Genomic DNA, 14755 nt, shown 5'->3' with positions numbered 1-14755 from the left:
AACTGCCCCGAGCCGAAGCCCGGGGCAGTTTCTATTGCATCCAATTACCGCGGATGCGTTACGCATTCATGCGCTTAGGCAGCAGCCTTGCGGATTGCGTCGATGAGGACCTGCAGACCGTCGCGCAGGAGCTCTTCGGTCATAACCAGCGGAGGCAGCAGACGGATGACGTTGCCGTAGGTACCGCAGGTGAGGAACATAGCGCCCTGTGCGAGAGCGTCGTCGACGATCTGCTTCACGACAGCAGCGTTAGGCTCCTTCGAGCCGTCCTGTACGAACTCGATGGCGAGCATGGCGCCGCGACCGCGGATTTCACCAACGATGCCAACTTCAGCAACAACTGGCTCGAGCATCTCGCGGAAGATTTCCTCGATGCGCAGTGCCGCGTCGAGCAGGTTCTCTTCTTCGTACGCCTCGATGGTTGCGAGCGCCGAAGCGTTCGAAACTGGGTTACCCGAGTAGGTACCGCCGATGCCACCAGGCTGAGGCGCGTCCATGATTTCGGCGCGACCGATGACAGCCGAGATCGGCATACCGCCACCGAGGCCCTTGGCCGAGGTGATGAGGTCTGGCTCGATGCCCGACCATTCCGAAGCGAACCACTTACCGGTACGTGCCATACCCGACTGAACCTCGTCGGAGACGTAAACGATGCCGTTGTCCTTAGCGAACTTAACGAGCGACGACATGAAGCCGTCAGCAGGAACGATGAAGCCGCCTTCACCAACCACTGGCTCGAGGATGATGGCAGCAACGTTCTCGGCGCCAATCTGCTTCTCGATCATGGTGATGGTGCGCTTTGCAGCCTCTTCACCGGTCATGCCTTCTGGGTCGCGGAACGGGTAGCTCAGCGGCATGCGGTAGACCTCAGGAGCGAACGGACCGAAGCCGATCTTGTATGGCGCAGCCTTTGCGGTCATTGCCATGGTGAGGTTGGTGCGGCCGTGGAATGCGTGCTCGAACACAACGATTGCCTGGCGGCCGGTGTACTTGCGGGCGATCTTGACGGCGTTCTCGAGTGCTTCAGCACCGGTGTTGAACAGTGCAGCCTTCTTCGGGAAGTCACCAGGGGTGAGTTCGGTGAGGCGCTTGCAGAGCTCAATGTAGCTGCCGTAGGGAGCGGTGTTGATCTGCAGGTGGGTACCAGCAGCCGCAGCGTCCTGAACAGCCTTAACTACCTTCGGGTTCGAGTTACCGACGGTGGTAACGCCGATGCCCGAACCGAAGTCGATGAACTGGTTGCCATCAACGTCGCGCAGGATTGCGCCGTCGGCGGCCTCGATGTAGCCGGGAAGCGACGAACCAATCGAGTTGCTTACGTACTTTTCACGGTCGGCCTGGAAAGCCTTCGACTTTGGGCCTGGAATCTCGGTAACAACTTGACGCTTCTGCTCGAGACGGAACTCCATTGCTCTGCCTTTCTATTGATCGGTATTGCGACGACGAGCTGACTGCCGCACTGGAATAACCATACGACTCCCACCCCCTGCCGATTATGTGACCTTGCACGGAGTTCCCTGAAGCCATTGTGCGTTCGCATGAACGAGTACGATGGGTTCATGTCAACGACAATTGCCGAGCTGCTCCGTCAAACCGAACTGGGGCTCCGCATCCGCCATGCCAGTGCCGATGCCATGCGCCAGCGCATTGACTGGGCTACGGTGAGCGAGCTCGTTGACCCGTCGCCGTCACTAACCGGCGATGAGCTCGTACTCACTGCCGGCGTGCAGCTTCGTACCGCTCGCGCCTGCCGCACCTACGTCGCGGCAGCGGCACAGGCAGGATGCGCGGGCATCGGTTTCGGCACCGGCGTCAGCCACGATGATGTCCCCCGCGCGCTACTCGAAGCGGCGAAGGCTGCCGGCGTTGCCGTGCTCGAAGTGCCCATGCACGTCTCGTTCGCCGAGATCACTCGCTATATCGCCGAAACGAACGTGAGCGCACGCCTCGCGTCACTCGAGTCGCAGTACCGCCGCCGACACCACCTGGTCGAGCTGCTGCTTGGCGATGGCGGGCTGGATGCGATGCTCCACGAGCTCGGGCGTCTTTCGCACGCGCACTTCGCGGTTTCGGTGAACGGTGAAGTTGTTTCGGGCGCACTTGAGATCGATGACGACTCGGTGACCGGTTGGGATGCGCTGCCGATTGCGCTCGCTGACTCTACCCAGGCGACGCTGCACGCATCGCGCCCGCGCGACGACTCGGCCGTCAACACGGCCCGATCCCTGGTTGGCCTGCACCTCTCGCAGACCGCCCGCCGCCTGCACACCTCCCGCCAGGATGCCGGGCACGTCATCGAAGAACTCAACCGGGGCAATATCGCGCCCGATGTTGCCGTCTCCCGACTCGAATCGTACGGGTTCAATCCAGGCCTGCGCTACCGCACCTTTGTGGTGGCGAGTCAAGCCAGCAGCCGTGATGAGATCGGCCGCATGCACATGCCCTCGGGTATCGATGCCCCACTGACCGCGCTCGTCGAAGGCCGTCTCGTCGTGTTTGTGCCCCGCGACGGCACCGATGGCCGCATCAAGGCCGAGTCGATCAGCGCGGCCTGCCGCGCAATCGGCCACTCGACCCGCATCGGTATCGGCGGCGTGTATCCGGCGGCCGATGCACTGCGGTGGGGTTGGTTCGAAGCCAAGGACGCACTCACACGCTTGGCAGACGGCGAAGAGATCGGCGAGGCACCAGCCCTATCGATGGCGTCGCTGATTCTGAGCGCCGAAGGCGTGCCGGTCGGAGAACTCGCTGAACGCATCCTCGAACCGCTCGAAGACGCCGACACCCAGGGCACCCACCTGATCGAAACGCTCGAGGCCTGGATCTCGCATTCGGGTGCGGTGGCCGAAGTCGCCACCGCCCTCGGCACGCACCGCAATACGGTGCGCTACCGCATCGGGCAGATCGCTACCCTTACCGGCTTCGACCCGCGCGTGACTAACGACGTGGTGCAACTATCGCTCGCGCTCATGGCTCGTAAGCTGTCGCCCGCGATTCACGCATCCGACGACTTTCAGTCCTAAGCACAACATCCAAGCACAACAACCAACACGAAACCGCGCCCCAACCAAAGTCAGGGCGCGGTTTATTTAATCTAGCTACTTGGTCGCAACCATCCAGCCGTGGGTGTCCACAACATCACCGTTCTGAATACCGGTGAGCTGCGCGCGCAAACGCATCGCCACCGAGTCTTCCGTTACCGGCGGGTTTTCAATCGTGAAGTCCTGCGACTTGAGCAGGCCGATTGGCGCCACCACTGCCGCGGTACCAACGGCAAAGGCTTCAACGATGTCACCGGTTGCAGCACCCTCGCGCCACTCGTCGATCGTCACCTTGCGACGCTCGACGCGCATCCCGGCATCGGCAGCCAGCTGCAGCAGCGACTTGTTCGTGATGGATGCGAGGATCGAGTCTGATTCGGGCGTCACGATCGTGCCGTCGCGGTAGGCGAACACGATGTTCATGCCACCGAGTTCTTCGATGTACTTTCCCTCGCACGAGTCAAGGAACAGTACCTGCTCGCATCCGTTGGCGTAGGCGGTTTCTTGCGGCAGCAGCGACGCGGCATAGTTACCGCCACACTTTGCAGCACCGGTACCACCGCGGCCAGCACGAGCGAGTTCGGCTTCAAGCCAAATGTTGACCGGCTGCGTTGGGTCGCTGAAGTAACCGCCTGCTGGGCAGGCAATCACCATGTAGGTAGCCCGCTGTGCAGCGCGAACACCAAGGAAGTCTTCATTCGCGATGATGAACGGGCGCAGGTAGAGCGACTTGTCTTCACCGTGCGGGGGTACCCAGGCTTCGTCAAGAGCCACGAGCTGGCGCAGCGATTCCACAAACAGCTCGGTTGGCAGTGCTGGCAGCGCAAGGCGCTTCGACGAGCACTGCAGGCGTGCGGCGTTTTCGTCGGGGCGGAAGATGTGCGTCGTGCCATCGGCGTGACGGTACGCTTTGATGCCCTCAAACACTTCCTGGCCGTAGTGCAGCACGGCATTCGCCGGGTTGAGCGAGATCGGACCGTAGGGCACGATGCGGGCGTCATGCCAGCCTGCCTCGCGAGTCCAGTCGATGATCACCATGTGGTCGGTGAAGTAGTTACCGAATCCGGGGTTGGCGTGCGCCTCGGCGATCTTCGCTGCATCGGCGGGGTTGGGGTTTCGTTCGATTGCGAAATTGATGTTGTCAGTCATTGACGTACTTTCTGCGTGGCAGATGCGCGATCTGCGTTCAAATGTTGAGTCGTGGTGGCGGCCACCGGCCGGGCGTGCCGCCGTGTGAACGCGGGCCTAGGCCTGTAGCTGCGCCAGAATCGCGTCGCCGATTTCGCTGGTGCTGCGAGCGTTTCCGTCGCGCATCCGCATATCAGCTTCACAGGCGGCTTCGACACGGTCTGCGGCTTCGTCGTGGCCGAAGTGGCGCAGCAGCAGTGCGGTCGACAGGATGGCCGCGGTCGGGTCGGCCTTGCCGGTTCCGGCAATGTCGGGGGCCGAACCGTGGACGGGTTCAAACATGCTCGGGAAAGCGCCCTCGGGGTTGAGGTTTCCTGAGGCTGCGAGGCCGATGCCGCCAGTTACGGCGCCGGCGAGGTCGGTGATGATGTCACCAAAAATGTTGTCGGTCACGATCACGTCAAAGCGCTGCGGATCGGTGACGAAGAAGATTGTGACGGCGTCGATGTGCAGGTAGTTGACTTCGACGTCCGGGTACTCGGCGGCGACCTCGTCGACGATGCGGTTCCACATCAGGCCTGCGTTGACGAGCACGTTCTTCTTATGCACGAGCGTGAGCTTCTTGCGACGAGTGCGCGCGAGTTCGAAGGCGTAGCGCACGGTGCGCTCCACACCGTAGGCCGTGTTCACCGAAACTTCGGTGGCAATTTCGTGCGGGGTACCGGCACGTACGACGCCGCCGTTACCGGTGTAGAGGCCTTCGGTGCCCTCGCGCACGACGACGAAGTCAATGTCGCCGGGGTGTTTCAGCGGGCTGGATGCGCTCGGCCAGAGCTTCGATGGGCGCAGGTTGATGTAGTGGTCGAACGCGAAGCGCAGCTTGAGCAGCAGGCCACGTTCGAGGATGCCGCCAGCCAGGCGCGGGTCGTTGGGGTCTCCCCCGACCGCGCCGAGCAGGATTGCGTCGTGTGTGGCGAGTGCGTCCAACGAGTCGTCCGAGAGCACTTCGCCAGTTTCGAGATAGTGGCGGGCGCTGAACGGGTACTCGGTTTCGGTGAGCGCAACCGATGCGGGTAGTGCGGCACGAAGCACCTTGCGCGCCTCGGCAATCACCTCCGGCCCGATACCGTCACCGGGAATTACCGCGAGATTGATTGCTTCTGCCACGAGCGCATCCTTTCGTTGAGAATTCGTAATAGCCTACGCCCGCCCGAAGCCCGGTTGCCCTGGGCAAGCGCACAAGCGCTGTCGGTGCGGTTTAGCACGCCCACAATTGTTGGTGGGTACGCAACAGCGCGGTGGCAATGACTCCACCGCGCTGTTGCGTTGTTGCGTTCCGTGCCGAAATATCGACGGCGGGATGCGATTGGTTACGCGTCGAGGTCCGCGAAGCGACCGATGGGAAGGGTTCCGCCCGGGACGGCTTCGATGAGTTCGCGCGTGTAGTCGGTCTTCGGGTTGGCGAAGACGTCCGATGCCTTACCGTGTTCGACCAGCTTGCCGCGTTCCATCACGACAATGTCGTCGGCGTTCTCACGTACGACGGCGAGGTCGTGCGTGATGAACAGGTACGAGAGACCTAGTTCGCGCTGCAGCTCATTGAGCAAATCGAGAATCTGGTCTTGTACCAGCACGTCGAGCGCCGATACGGCCTCGTCGAGCACGATGACCTCAGGCTTGAGCGCGAGCGCACGGGCGATTGCCACACGCTGACGCTGACCACCCGAAAGCTCGTTCGGGAAGCGACGCATTGCCGACTTCGGCAGCGACACCATCTCGAGCAGCTCAGCAATCCACTTCTCGCGTTCCTTGCGCAGCTGGCGACGGCTGAGCTTCTGCGCACGTTCAATGGCTTCACCTTCGGCGCCGGTTTGTTCTGGCACGGCAGCGAATCCGTGCGTGCGCAGCGGCTCTTCGACGACGCGGTACACCGAGTAGGTGGGGTCGAGCGAACCGTATGGGTTCTGGAAGACGACCTGCATGCGGCGGCGCATCGCGAACAGTTCCTTGCGGTTCATCGAAGTGATGTCGACACCATCGAACTTCACGGTACCGCTGGTCGGTTCGAGCAGGCGCAGCACCATATTGGCGACGGTCGACTTTCCCGAGCCGGACTCACCAACAACGGCGAGCGTGGTGCCCTTTCGCACGTCGAACGACACGTTGTCGACCGCGCGGAATGACTCCTTGCTGCCGCGTACCGGGAACTCCTTGACCAGGTCGCGCACCTGAATGATGGCGCTGGATGCGTCACCCAGTTCGGTGTGCTCGGCGGCGGCCGGGCGATCGGTCGCGTCCAGCGCAGCCTCGGTGTTCTCATCGATGACCGGGATGCGCTGTGTGTAGTCAACCTTGACGCGGTGCGAGGCAATCGATGGTGCGGCCGATACGAGGCGCTTGGTATACGGGTGCTGCGGGTTAGTCAGGATCTCGAGCGATGGGCCCGATTCCACGACGCGACCGCGGTGCATGACCACCAGGTGCGAGGCACGCTCAGCGGCGAGGCCGAGGTCGTGCGTAATGAACATGACGGCAGTTCCGCGCGAGGTGGTCAGGGTCTCGAGGTGGTCGAGAATCTGACGCTGCACGGTGACGTCGAGCGCGCTGGTTGGTTCGTCGGCGATCAGCAGCTTCGGGTTCGAGGAGAGACCGATAGCGATCAGCGCGCGCTGACGCATACCGCCCGAGAACTCGTGCGGGAACTGTTTGGCGCGACGTTCCGCATCCGGCAAACCCGCCTCACCGAGCACCTCGATGGTGCGGGCACGCGCGGCGGAACCCTTCGGCATGCCGTTCGCAACGAGCGCCTCTTCAACCTGCGTGCCGATACGCCACACCGGGTTGAGGTTCGACATCGGGTCCTGCGGAATCATGCCGATTTCGCTACCGCGAAGCGCGATCATTTCGCGCTTCGAGAGGTTGGTGATGTCCCGGCCATCGAACTCGATGGTGCCGCCGGTGACCTTACCGGTGCCGGGCAGCAGGCCGATGACCGCAGACGCGGTGGTCGACTTACCCGAACCTGATTCACCAACAATGGCGATCGACTGGCCCGGGTAGACCGTAAGGTTCACGCCGCGAACGGCGGGAACGGTTCCCGTCGACGACTCAAAGGCGACTTCGAGATCGGTCAGGCGCAGCAGTGGTTTCAGCTCACCGCCAGTGGTGGCCTGGGTTTCGTTGTTCTTCTGTTCGGCCATTAGCGCTTGGCCCCCTTCGGGTTCAGGGCGTCACGGATGACGTCACCCATCATGATGAAGCTGAGCACCGTCAGACCAAGCGCGATCGACGGGTAGAACAACGTCATCGGTGAGGTACGAATGGTCTGCTGAGCCGTGGCAATGTCGCCACCCCACGAGACTTCACTCGAGGGTAGACCCAGGCCGAGGAACGAGAGCGTTGCTTCGGCAACGATAAAGGTACCGAGTGCGACGGTCGCGTAGACGATGATCGGCGCGGTGGCGTTCGGCAGAACGTGACCGAGCAGGATGCGCCACTCGGGAACTCCGATAGCGCGCGCGGCTGCGACGTACTCACCGGACTTGGTTTCCATGACCGCACCGCGAGTAATGCGGGCAATCTGTGGCCAGCCAAAGACCCCGAGCACGAGCATAACCATCCAGATGTTTCGGCTGTCCTTGAACATCTGCATGAACACGATGGCACCGAGCACGAACGGCACGGCGAAGAAGATGTCGGTGAGACGCGAGAGGAGCGAGTCCATCCAGCCTCCGACATAACCAGCGATAGCGCCAAACGCCACACCGATCAGGACAACGAATGCGGTAGTGAGCACGCCCACTGCAAGCGAGTTTCCGGCACCGTGAATGACGCGTGCGTAGATGTCACATCCCTGCTTGTTCAAGCCAAAAATGTGGCCAGCCGAAGGCCCCTCAAGCGAACGACCCGTTTCACAGAAGTTGGGGTCAACGCCTGTGAAGAGCTTTGGCAGGAGCGCCATGAGGAGTACGAGAAGGATGAGCGCGGCCGATACCCAGAACATTGGGCGACGTCGCATAGCGACCCAAGCTTCACCCATGACTGATCGCGGTGCGCTTTCGTCGCGTACCGCGTCAACCGCGCCGAGCCCGGTTTCGTCGATTTCGGCAACCCAGCGTTCCTGGCCAGGAAGATGCGTGATTGTCTTATTCATAACGGATCCTCGGGTCGAGTGCGGCGTAGAGCAGGTCTACTAGCAGGTTGGCGATGATGTAAACCAGCACCAACACGGTCGTGAAGGACACCACGGTCGTTGCTTCGCCACGAATAATTGCCTGATACAGGGTTCCGCCAACACCGTTGATGGCGAAAATACCTTCGGTAACAATGGCGCCAGCCATCAGCGTCCCAAGGTCGCCGCCCAAGAAGGTCACGACCGGAATCAACGAGTTACGCAGCACGTGACGGCGGAATACCTGACCTTCCGGAAGACCCTTAGCGCGCGCAGTGCGCACGAAGTCACTCGAGAGGTTTTCCGATACCGACTGACGAGTGAGCCGCACCACGTAAGCGAGCGATACGGCACCGAGCACGATCGCCGGCATGAGCAGCGACGTGAATGTCGGTTTCGGCCCGACGGTGGTGGGCAATATTCCAAGTTTCACACCGATGAAGAACTGCAGCACAAAACCAATAACGAACGTCGGTACTGCGATGACGGTGAGGGTCGCGACCAGAACGGTGGAGTCAAAGATGCCACCGCGGCGAATACCCGCCCAAACACCAAACAGGATGCCAAAAACGGCTTCAAAGACCAACGCCATGACGGCAAGTTGGATCGTTACGGGGAACGCCTTGGCCATCACGTCGAGCACTGGACGGCCAGAGAAGGTCATTCCGAAGTCAAGTGTGACAACACCCTTGAGATACAGCAGGTATTGCATGATCAGGGGTTGATCGAGGTTGTAGCGTTCGCGAATTTGATTTGCCGCGGCTTCGGAGAGTCCGCGGTCACCGCCGAGTGCTTGCACGGGGTCGCCGGGCATGAGGTAGACCAACGAGAAAATGAGGAAGGTCGCCCCGAAGAACACCGGGATGATTTGTAGGAGTCGTCGTCCGAGATATCTCAGCATGATGTGGGGTTTTCAGCTATCGACGCGGTAAAACGGGCAATGATCGGGGGCCGGTTTGCGGCCCCCGATCACGCACTAGGTTATCGCGAAGGTTGCTTACTCCTTCGTGATCTTGTGGTAAGCCGGAATCGAGTTGTACCCAATCTCAACGTTCTGGACCGTGCTGGCCCAGCCCGCTACCGAGTTCTGGTACCAGAGCGGAATTGCGGGGAGGTCTTCCAGCAGGACTTCCTGTGCCTGGTTGTACTTCTCGTTTGCAGCGTCAACCGAGGCTGCGGCGTCGCCTTCGGCGATCAGCTTGTCGACCTCAGGGTTCGAGTACTTACCGTCGTTCGAGCTACCGGTCGTGGTGTACAGCGGAGCGAGGAAGTTGTTGAGTCCCGGGTAGTCGGCCTGCCAACCCGAGCGGAAGGCAACCTGAATCTTTTCTTCGGTGATGTCGGTGCGCAGTTCGGCGAACGAAGCGTAGGGCTTGCCCTGCGCCTCGATGCCGAGGTTGTTCTTGATCTGGTTGCTGACTGCGTCAACCCAAGGCTGGTGTCCGCCGTCCGAGTTGTAGGCGATTTCGAAGGTGCCGTCCCATGGGCTGATTGCGTCAGCCTTGGCCCAGAGTTCCTTAGCCTTTTCTGGGTTGAACTGAACGTTCTCGACGCCCTTGAGGTCATCGCTGTGACCGTCAATTACCGGCGAGGTGAAGTCGGTTGCCGGGGTACGGGTGCCCTGGAAGATCTTGTCTGTGACTTCTTCACGGTTGATCGCCATCGAGATTGCCTGGCGACGGAGCTTGCCCTCTTCGCCACCAAAGTGGTCGAGGCGCTCTGGAATGATGAAGGCCTGGAAGACGGCGCCCGGCTGGTTAACCGAGTTGCCACCGAGTTCGCTCTCGTAGGTACCGAACGAAGCGTCCGGGATAGTGTCGAGAACGTCAAGGTTGCCAGCAAGCAGGTCCGAGTAGGCAGCGTCAAGCTGTGCGTACAGCTTGAAGGTCAGGCCATCGTTGGCCGGCTTGCGAGGTCCGTCGTAGTTTTCGTTCGCAACGAGGCGAATCTCAACGTTGTTGTCCCAAGCCTCGAACTTGTACGGACCCGAAACAACCGTGGGGTTCTTGCCGTACGCATCCATGTCATCGAACGCAACATCAGGCAGCGGCGCATATGCCGAGTAGCCGAGGCGCATTGCGAAGTCGGCGGTTGGGGCGGTCAGGGTGACCTTGAAGGTCTGGTCGTCGACCTTTTCGAGACCCTTGAGCTCCTGAACGTCCTTGCCCTCTTCAACGCTGTAGCCCTCGATGAGCTCGAAGAAGTACGAGTTCAGCTGAGCATTCTTCGGGTTCGCACCGTAGTTCCACGCCTTGATGAAGTTGTCGGCGGTGATTGGCGAACCGTCGCTGAACTTGATGTCGTTGCGGAGCTTGATGGTCCAGACCTTGTTCTCAGCGTCTGGCTCAATCGACTCGGCGAGCTCGTTCTCGGTCGAGCCGTCCGCCTTGTACGAGACGAGGCGTGCGTGCAGCTCGTCAACAACGTGACCACCACCGGTCTCGTTGGTGTTCGTTGGAATCAGCGGGTTCTGTGGTTCCGAACCGTTGACCGAGATGATGGCAGCTCCATCGCTACCAGCGTCGCCACCGGCGCAACCGGCGAGGGCGAGCACCGCAGCCGCCGAGGCTGCGATTACCGAAAGGATACGTTTGGTTTTCACTCTTTCTCCTTTGTGAGTGAGTGCCGCGATTCGTGACGAGCCCGGTGCTCGGAACGTATTCGCAAACGTGGGTTATTAGGGTGTTAATTTACCCGCAAACATGACAAGTTGAAAACATCCTGCACAAAACGTTGTAATGCCCTGATGTTTCACCTCATATTTCCGCGCAAATTGTGAGGTGCACTACAAGCTGTTGGCTTACAGCGCCAAACCAAATACCGAGACCAGCAACGTTGCTGAGCATGCGGTGATGACCACAATACCGATCAAATTCAGCCAGAGTCCACCCCGGACCATTTGACCGATCGTCACGTAGCCCGAACCGTACGCCACCGCGTTCGGCGGAGTTGCCACCGGCAGCATGAACGCACAAGTTGCCGCGAGCGCGACGGGAGCGGCGAAGGTGAGCGGGTCCACGCCCATCCCCATTGCCAAACCACCGGCAACTGGAATGAACGTAGCTGCGGTGGCAGTGTTCGAGGTCAGCTCAGTAAGGAAGAGGATTGCGGCGGTGAGTGCGGCCATGATGAGGATGACCGGCAGCCCTTCCATGCCACTGGCGAACTCGGCAATAGATTCGGTTAGGCCAGTTGCCGAGAACATGCTCGAAAGGGAAAGCCCGCCACCAAAGAGCAGCAGCACATCCCACGGCAGTTCTTTGGCGCTCTGCCAGTCGAGCAGCTTCACACCGCGCTGGGCGCCGCCCGGGAGCAAGAACAGCACCAGGCCGGCAGCCATCGCAATGCCTGCGTCAGAAATGTAGGGCTCTCCCCCATTGGATTCTGGGTAGATAAGTGGAATAAGCGGGATGACGATCCAGGCGATTGCGGTCAGTACGAATACGGTGATGACGCGAAGCTCACCCTTGGATACTGGACCGAGTTTCTCGAGCTCGCTTTCGATGAGCTGACGGCCACCCGGGATCTCGGTGATCTCCGGCTTGAAAATGACCTTCACCAAGAGGAACCAGCAGACGACCATCATCACCACCGAAATCGGAATACCCACGACCATCCACTGAGCGAAACCGATGTCGACACCGTGCGATTCGCTCATGTATCCGGCCAGGAACGCGTTTGGCGGGGTACCGATGAGCGTGCCGAGCGATCCGAGCGATGCGGCGTACGCGATACCGAGCATGAGTGCGGTACCGAAATTCGTGCGGATGAGGTCAACCGCACCGGCGACGCCGTCGCGACCGGATGCATCCGGGTGCGTGATCTGGTTAACGAGACCGAGCACCGACATACCGATCGGCAGCATCATGACTGCGGTTGCGGTGTTCGACACCCACATCGAGACGAAGCCGGTGGCGATCATGAACCCGGCAATCATGGCGCCGGGCTTGTTCGGCATCACTCGCAGGGTGAGCAATGCGATGCGTCGGTGCAGGTTCCAGCGCTGCATCGCCAGGGCGATGAAGAACCCACCCATGAACAAGAAGATGACATCGCCCGCATAGGGTGCGGCGACGTCCTTGAAGCTGACGGGTACGGCTTCGCCGGCATCGTCAACGATCGGAACGCACAGGAGCGGGAACGCGACCAGCGGCACCAGTGCGGTTGCCGGAATCGGTAGCGCTTCGGTCATCCACCAAGCGGCCATGAGCACGGCAACCGCTGCGGTTACGCGCGCATTGTGTGGCATTTCAGCCGGCAGCAAGAAAAACACCGCGGCAGCCACCGCGAGTCCTACGAAAAACCCGACCCAGCGGGTCGTGTTCGCCTTTGGTTCGATACCGGGCGCGAGCTCACCCGGTGATTTGTGGTCGACCTCAACCCCGCGATTGGGGTCGGGCCGTAAGTCTTCGAGGTAGTCGGGCACGTGCGGGTCAGACATAACGCCTCCTTGCGTCGGGTGCCCGCATCCGGTGCAGGCGCCGTTGCGAGTGACTATAGCCCAGGCCGCAATACCCCCGCGAGCGCTATCGGCGGTGTGGCTAGGTGGTGATGCCGAACCGTTTCTTGAGCTGTGCCTTGCTCTTCGCACTGCCGTCGAGCTGCAGTGCGAGCAGTTCCGCGTAAATGCCGCCGGTCGTCGCCAACTCATCTGGTGATCCAACTTCGTCGACTCGGCCATCGCGAATGGTTACGATGCGATCGACGCTGGCGATGGTCGAGAGCCGGTGCGCGATGATCAGGCTGGTGCGTCCGAGCATGAGTTCGTCAATGCCCTGCTGCACCAGGCGTTCTGAACGCGTATCGAGGGCGCTCGTGGCTTCATCCAGAATCAGCACCGGGGCGTCCTTGAGCATGGCTCGCGCCACCGCGATGCGCTGCTGCTGCCCGCCCGAGAGCTTCAGCCCCTGTTCGCCGATGAGTGAGTCGAGACCTTCCGGCGCGCGTTCGATAAAGTCCCACGCGTTCGCGCGTTTGGCCGCCGCGATGATTTCCGCTTCGTTCGCGTTCGGATTCGCGTAGGCGATGTTCTCGCGAATCGTGCCCGAGAACAGTGCGGGGCGCTGGAACACGACGCCGATCTGCTGCCGGACCCCGGCCATCCGCTGCTGCGCGATATCGCGGCCAAACAGTTCTACGCGCCCGCTGGTAACCGGGTAGAACCCAAGCAGCAGGCTCACGATTGTCGACTTGCCACCGCCCGATTCACTCACGAACGCAACGCGCTCACCGCGGCGAATCGTGAAGCTCACGTCTTGCAGGACTTCGCGATCGGTTTCGTAGGCAAAGTCCACATTGTGGAATGCGATTGCGTCGCGTTCGGTATCAACGGCTCCGCTCAGTTCGGCGGATGCGGTGGGTTCGTCGTCGCTCTCGCTCAGGTACTCGCGCGGGTCGGGCTGCAGCGCCATCACTTCGAAGTAGTCCTTCGAACCGGCGATGGCGTGCTGTGCCGTGTCGATGATGTAGCTCATCATCGTGACCGGAGTGCGCGCCATAGAAACGAGCTGAATGAGCAGCACCATCGAGCCGAGCGAGAACACGCCCGTGGCCGTCTGCCAAAAAATGATCAGGTAGATGGCGAAGAACACCACCGCCAGCACTATCCGGCGCAGCGCGTCGAGGCGGTGCCAATGCGTGGACTGCTGCTTAGTGAGGTCGATGGTGGCGCCAAAGTGGCCGCGGAACACCTTGCGCTCGTGGCGTTCTTGCACGAACGACTTAACCACCTGCATTTGCTGCATGACTTCGCTGAACCGACCGCGGGCCGCATCCACATGCTCATTCTTGTCGCCTTCGTACCGCTGCCAGTGCTTCGAGGTGAGGGCGGTGAGCCAGATGTAGACCGGAAAAATCAGCGCTAGCAGGAGTGCGAGGGGCCAGGCATAGAGGGCTGAGATCACCAGCACCGCGGCGGTGGTGATCATCATGGTGAAGAAGTTGTTCGAGAACGCTTTGATGAAGTGCGTGACTTCGGTAATGGTGCGGTCGAGTCGCGAGACGATGGTGCCGGTAAGTTCGTCGTCGAAGTACGACTGCGGCAGCTGCAGCAGCTTGTCGTAGTACCGGTTCGACATCGTTGCCCGCATCCGTGCCGACATGACGTCGCCGAAGTAGCCGCCGATCGCCGAAGCAATCACGGCGAAAATCTCGGCGATGAGGAATGCCACCGCAAACCAGATGACGGTGACGATGCCCTGCTCGAACGGGGTCTTACCGTTTGCTACCGCGACGATGTGGTCGGTTGCCGCACCAATAAGAAACGGTACGACCAGACCAGCAATTGCACCGATAACCGCACACACCACAATGGCGATGTAGTACGGGGTGAGTTCTTTAGTGAACCGAAACAACCGAATAAGCGCAGACACCTTCCTAACCTATCTGGTTCGGGTAGCGCAGCCGAGGCTGTTCG

Annotated in this window: 10 protein-coding genes; 1 reads left to right on the top strand and 9 read right to left on the bottom strand. The window is 60.9% G+C overall.

The genetic code is table 11. From position 1 onward, the window contains the following. Nucleotides 1-74: 74 nt before the first annotated feature. On the bottom strand, nt 75-1409 hold the full coding sequence (gabT, locus tag ZBI01S_RS02270; protein WP_066055799.1) for a 4-aminobutyrate--2-oxoglutarate transaminase: 1335 nt from the start codon (nt 1407-1409) through the stop codon (nt 75-77). A 150-nt stretch (nt 1410-1559) separates the two neighbouring features. On the opposite strand from gabT, the gene ZBI01S_RS02265 reads away from it, so the two are divergent. Continuing rightward, the gene (locus ZBI01S_RS02265; RefSeq protein ID WP_159421349.1) at nt 1560-3023 is read left to right on the top strand and encodes a helix-turn-helix domain-containing protein; all 1464 of its coding nucleotides are present in this window, start codon (nt 1560-1562) and stop codon (nt 3021-3023) included. Nucleotides 3024-3098: 75 nt separating this feature from the next. On the opposite strand, the gene ZBI01S_RS02260 is transcribed toward ZBI01S_RS02265, so the two are convergent. The 8 genes from ZBI01S_RS02260 to ZBI01S_RS02225 form a co-directional block, all read right to left on the bottom strand. Continuing rightward, nucleotides 3099-4190, bottom strand: coding sequence for a branched-chain amino acid aminotransferase (locus ZBI01S_RS02260; protein WP_066055793.1), 1092 nt, complete (start codon nt 4188-4190; stop codon nt 3099-3101). A gap of 96 nt (nt 4191-4286) precedes the next feature. Further along, nucleotides 4287-5336, bottom strand: coding sequence for a 3-isopropylmalate dehydrogenase (locus ZBI01S_RS02255; protein WP_066055790.1), 1050 nt, complete (start codon nt 5334-5336; stop codon nt 4287-4289). 203 nt (nt 5337-5539) lie between these two features. Further along, nucleotides 5540-7369: a dipeptide ABC transporter ATP-binding protein gene (locus ZBI01S_RS02250; RefSeq protein ID WP_066055787.1), complete on the bottom strand. Its 1830-nt coding sequence runs from the start codon at nt 7367-7369 to the stop codon at nt 5540-5542. Next, nucleotides 7369-8322 (bottom strand): ABC transporter permease, encoded by a 954-nt coding sequence (locus ZBI01S_RS02245; RefSeq protein ID WP_066055784.1) that lies wholly within the window; start codon nt 8320-8322, stop codon nt 7369-7371. Before ZBI01S_RS02245 ends, ZBI01S_RS02250 begins: the two co-directional genes overlap by 1 nt. Beyond that, a complete protein-coding gene (locus ZBI01S_RS02240) occupies nt 8315-9241 on the bottom strand; it encodes an ABC transporter permease (RefSeq protein ID WP_066055781.1) in 927 nt (308 codons plus the stop codon). The genes ZBI01S_RS02245 and ZBI01S_RS02240 overlap by 8 nt, the downstream gene beginning before the upstream one ends. A gap of 96 nt (nt 9242-9337) precedes the next feature. After that, complete coding sequence (locus tag ZBI01S_RS02235; protein WP_066055778.1) at nt 9338-10942, bottom strand: peptide ABC transporter substrate-binding protein; 1605 nt, start codon at nt 10940-10942, stop codon at nt 9338-9340. A gap of 198 nt (nt 10943-11140) precedes the next feature. After that, nucleotides 11141-12781 carry an SLC13 family permease gene (locus tag ZBI01S_RS02230; RefSeq protein ID WP_066055775.1) on the bottom strand — a complete coding sequence of 547 codons (1641 nt, stop codon included), beginning with the start codon at nt 12779-12781 and terminating at the stop codon, nt 11141-11143. 100 nt (nt 12782-12881) lie between these two features. After that, on the bottom strand, nt 12882-14711 hold the full coding sequence (locus ZBI01S_RS02225; RefSeq protein WP_066055772.1) for an ABC transporter ATP-binding protein: 1830 nt from the start codon (nt 14709-14711) through the stop codon (nt 12882-12884). Between the last annotated feature and the right edge of the window lie 44 nt (nt 14712-14755).

The sequence above is a fragment of the [Zimmermannella] bifida NBRC 103089 genome (genome assembly GCF_001570925.1).
GTDB lineage: Bacteria > Actinomycetota > Actinomycetes > Actinomycetales > Microbacteriaceae > Gulosibacter > Gulosibacter bifidus.
Note: the sequence above shows the minus strand (reverse complement) of the source record. Positions and strands in the feature narration are given on the sequence as shown.

Excerpts from the sequence above, each read along its gene's own strand:
- ZBI01S_RS02230 (WP_066055775.1), bottom strand. The coding sequence starts at position 12,781 with ATGTCTGACCCGCACGTGCCCGACTACCTCGAAGACTTACGGCCCGAC.
- ZBI01S_RS02240 (WP_066055781.1), bottom strand. The coding sequence starts at position 9,241 with ATGCTGAGATATCTCGGACGACGACTCCTACAAATCATCCCGGTGTTC.
- ZBI01S_RS02265 (WP_159421349.1), top strand. The coding sequence starts at position 1,560 with ATGTCAACGACAATTGCCGAGCTGCTCCGTCAAACCGAACTGGGGCTC.
- ZBI01S_RS02250 (WP_066055787.1), bottom strand. The coding sequence starts at position 7,369 with ATGGCCGAACAGAAGAACAACGAAACCCAGGCCACCACTGGCGGTGAG.
- ZBI01S_RS02245 (WP_066055784.1), bottom strand. The coding sequence starts at position 8,322 with ATGAATAAGACAATCACGCATCTTCCTGGCCAGGAACGCTGGGTTGCC.
- gabT (WP_066055799.1), bottom strand. The coding sequence starts at position 1,409 with ATGGAGTTCCGTCTCGAGCAGAAGCGTCAAGTTGTTACCGAGATTCCA.
- ZBI01S_RS02260 (WP_066055793.1), bottom strand. The coding sequence starts at position 4,190 with ATGACTGACAACATCAATTTCGCAATCGAACGAAACCCCAACCCCGCC.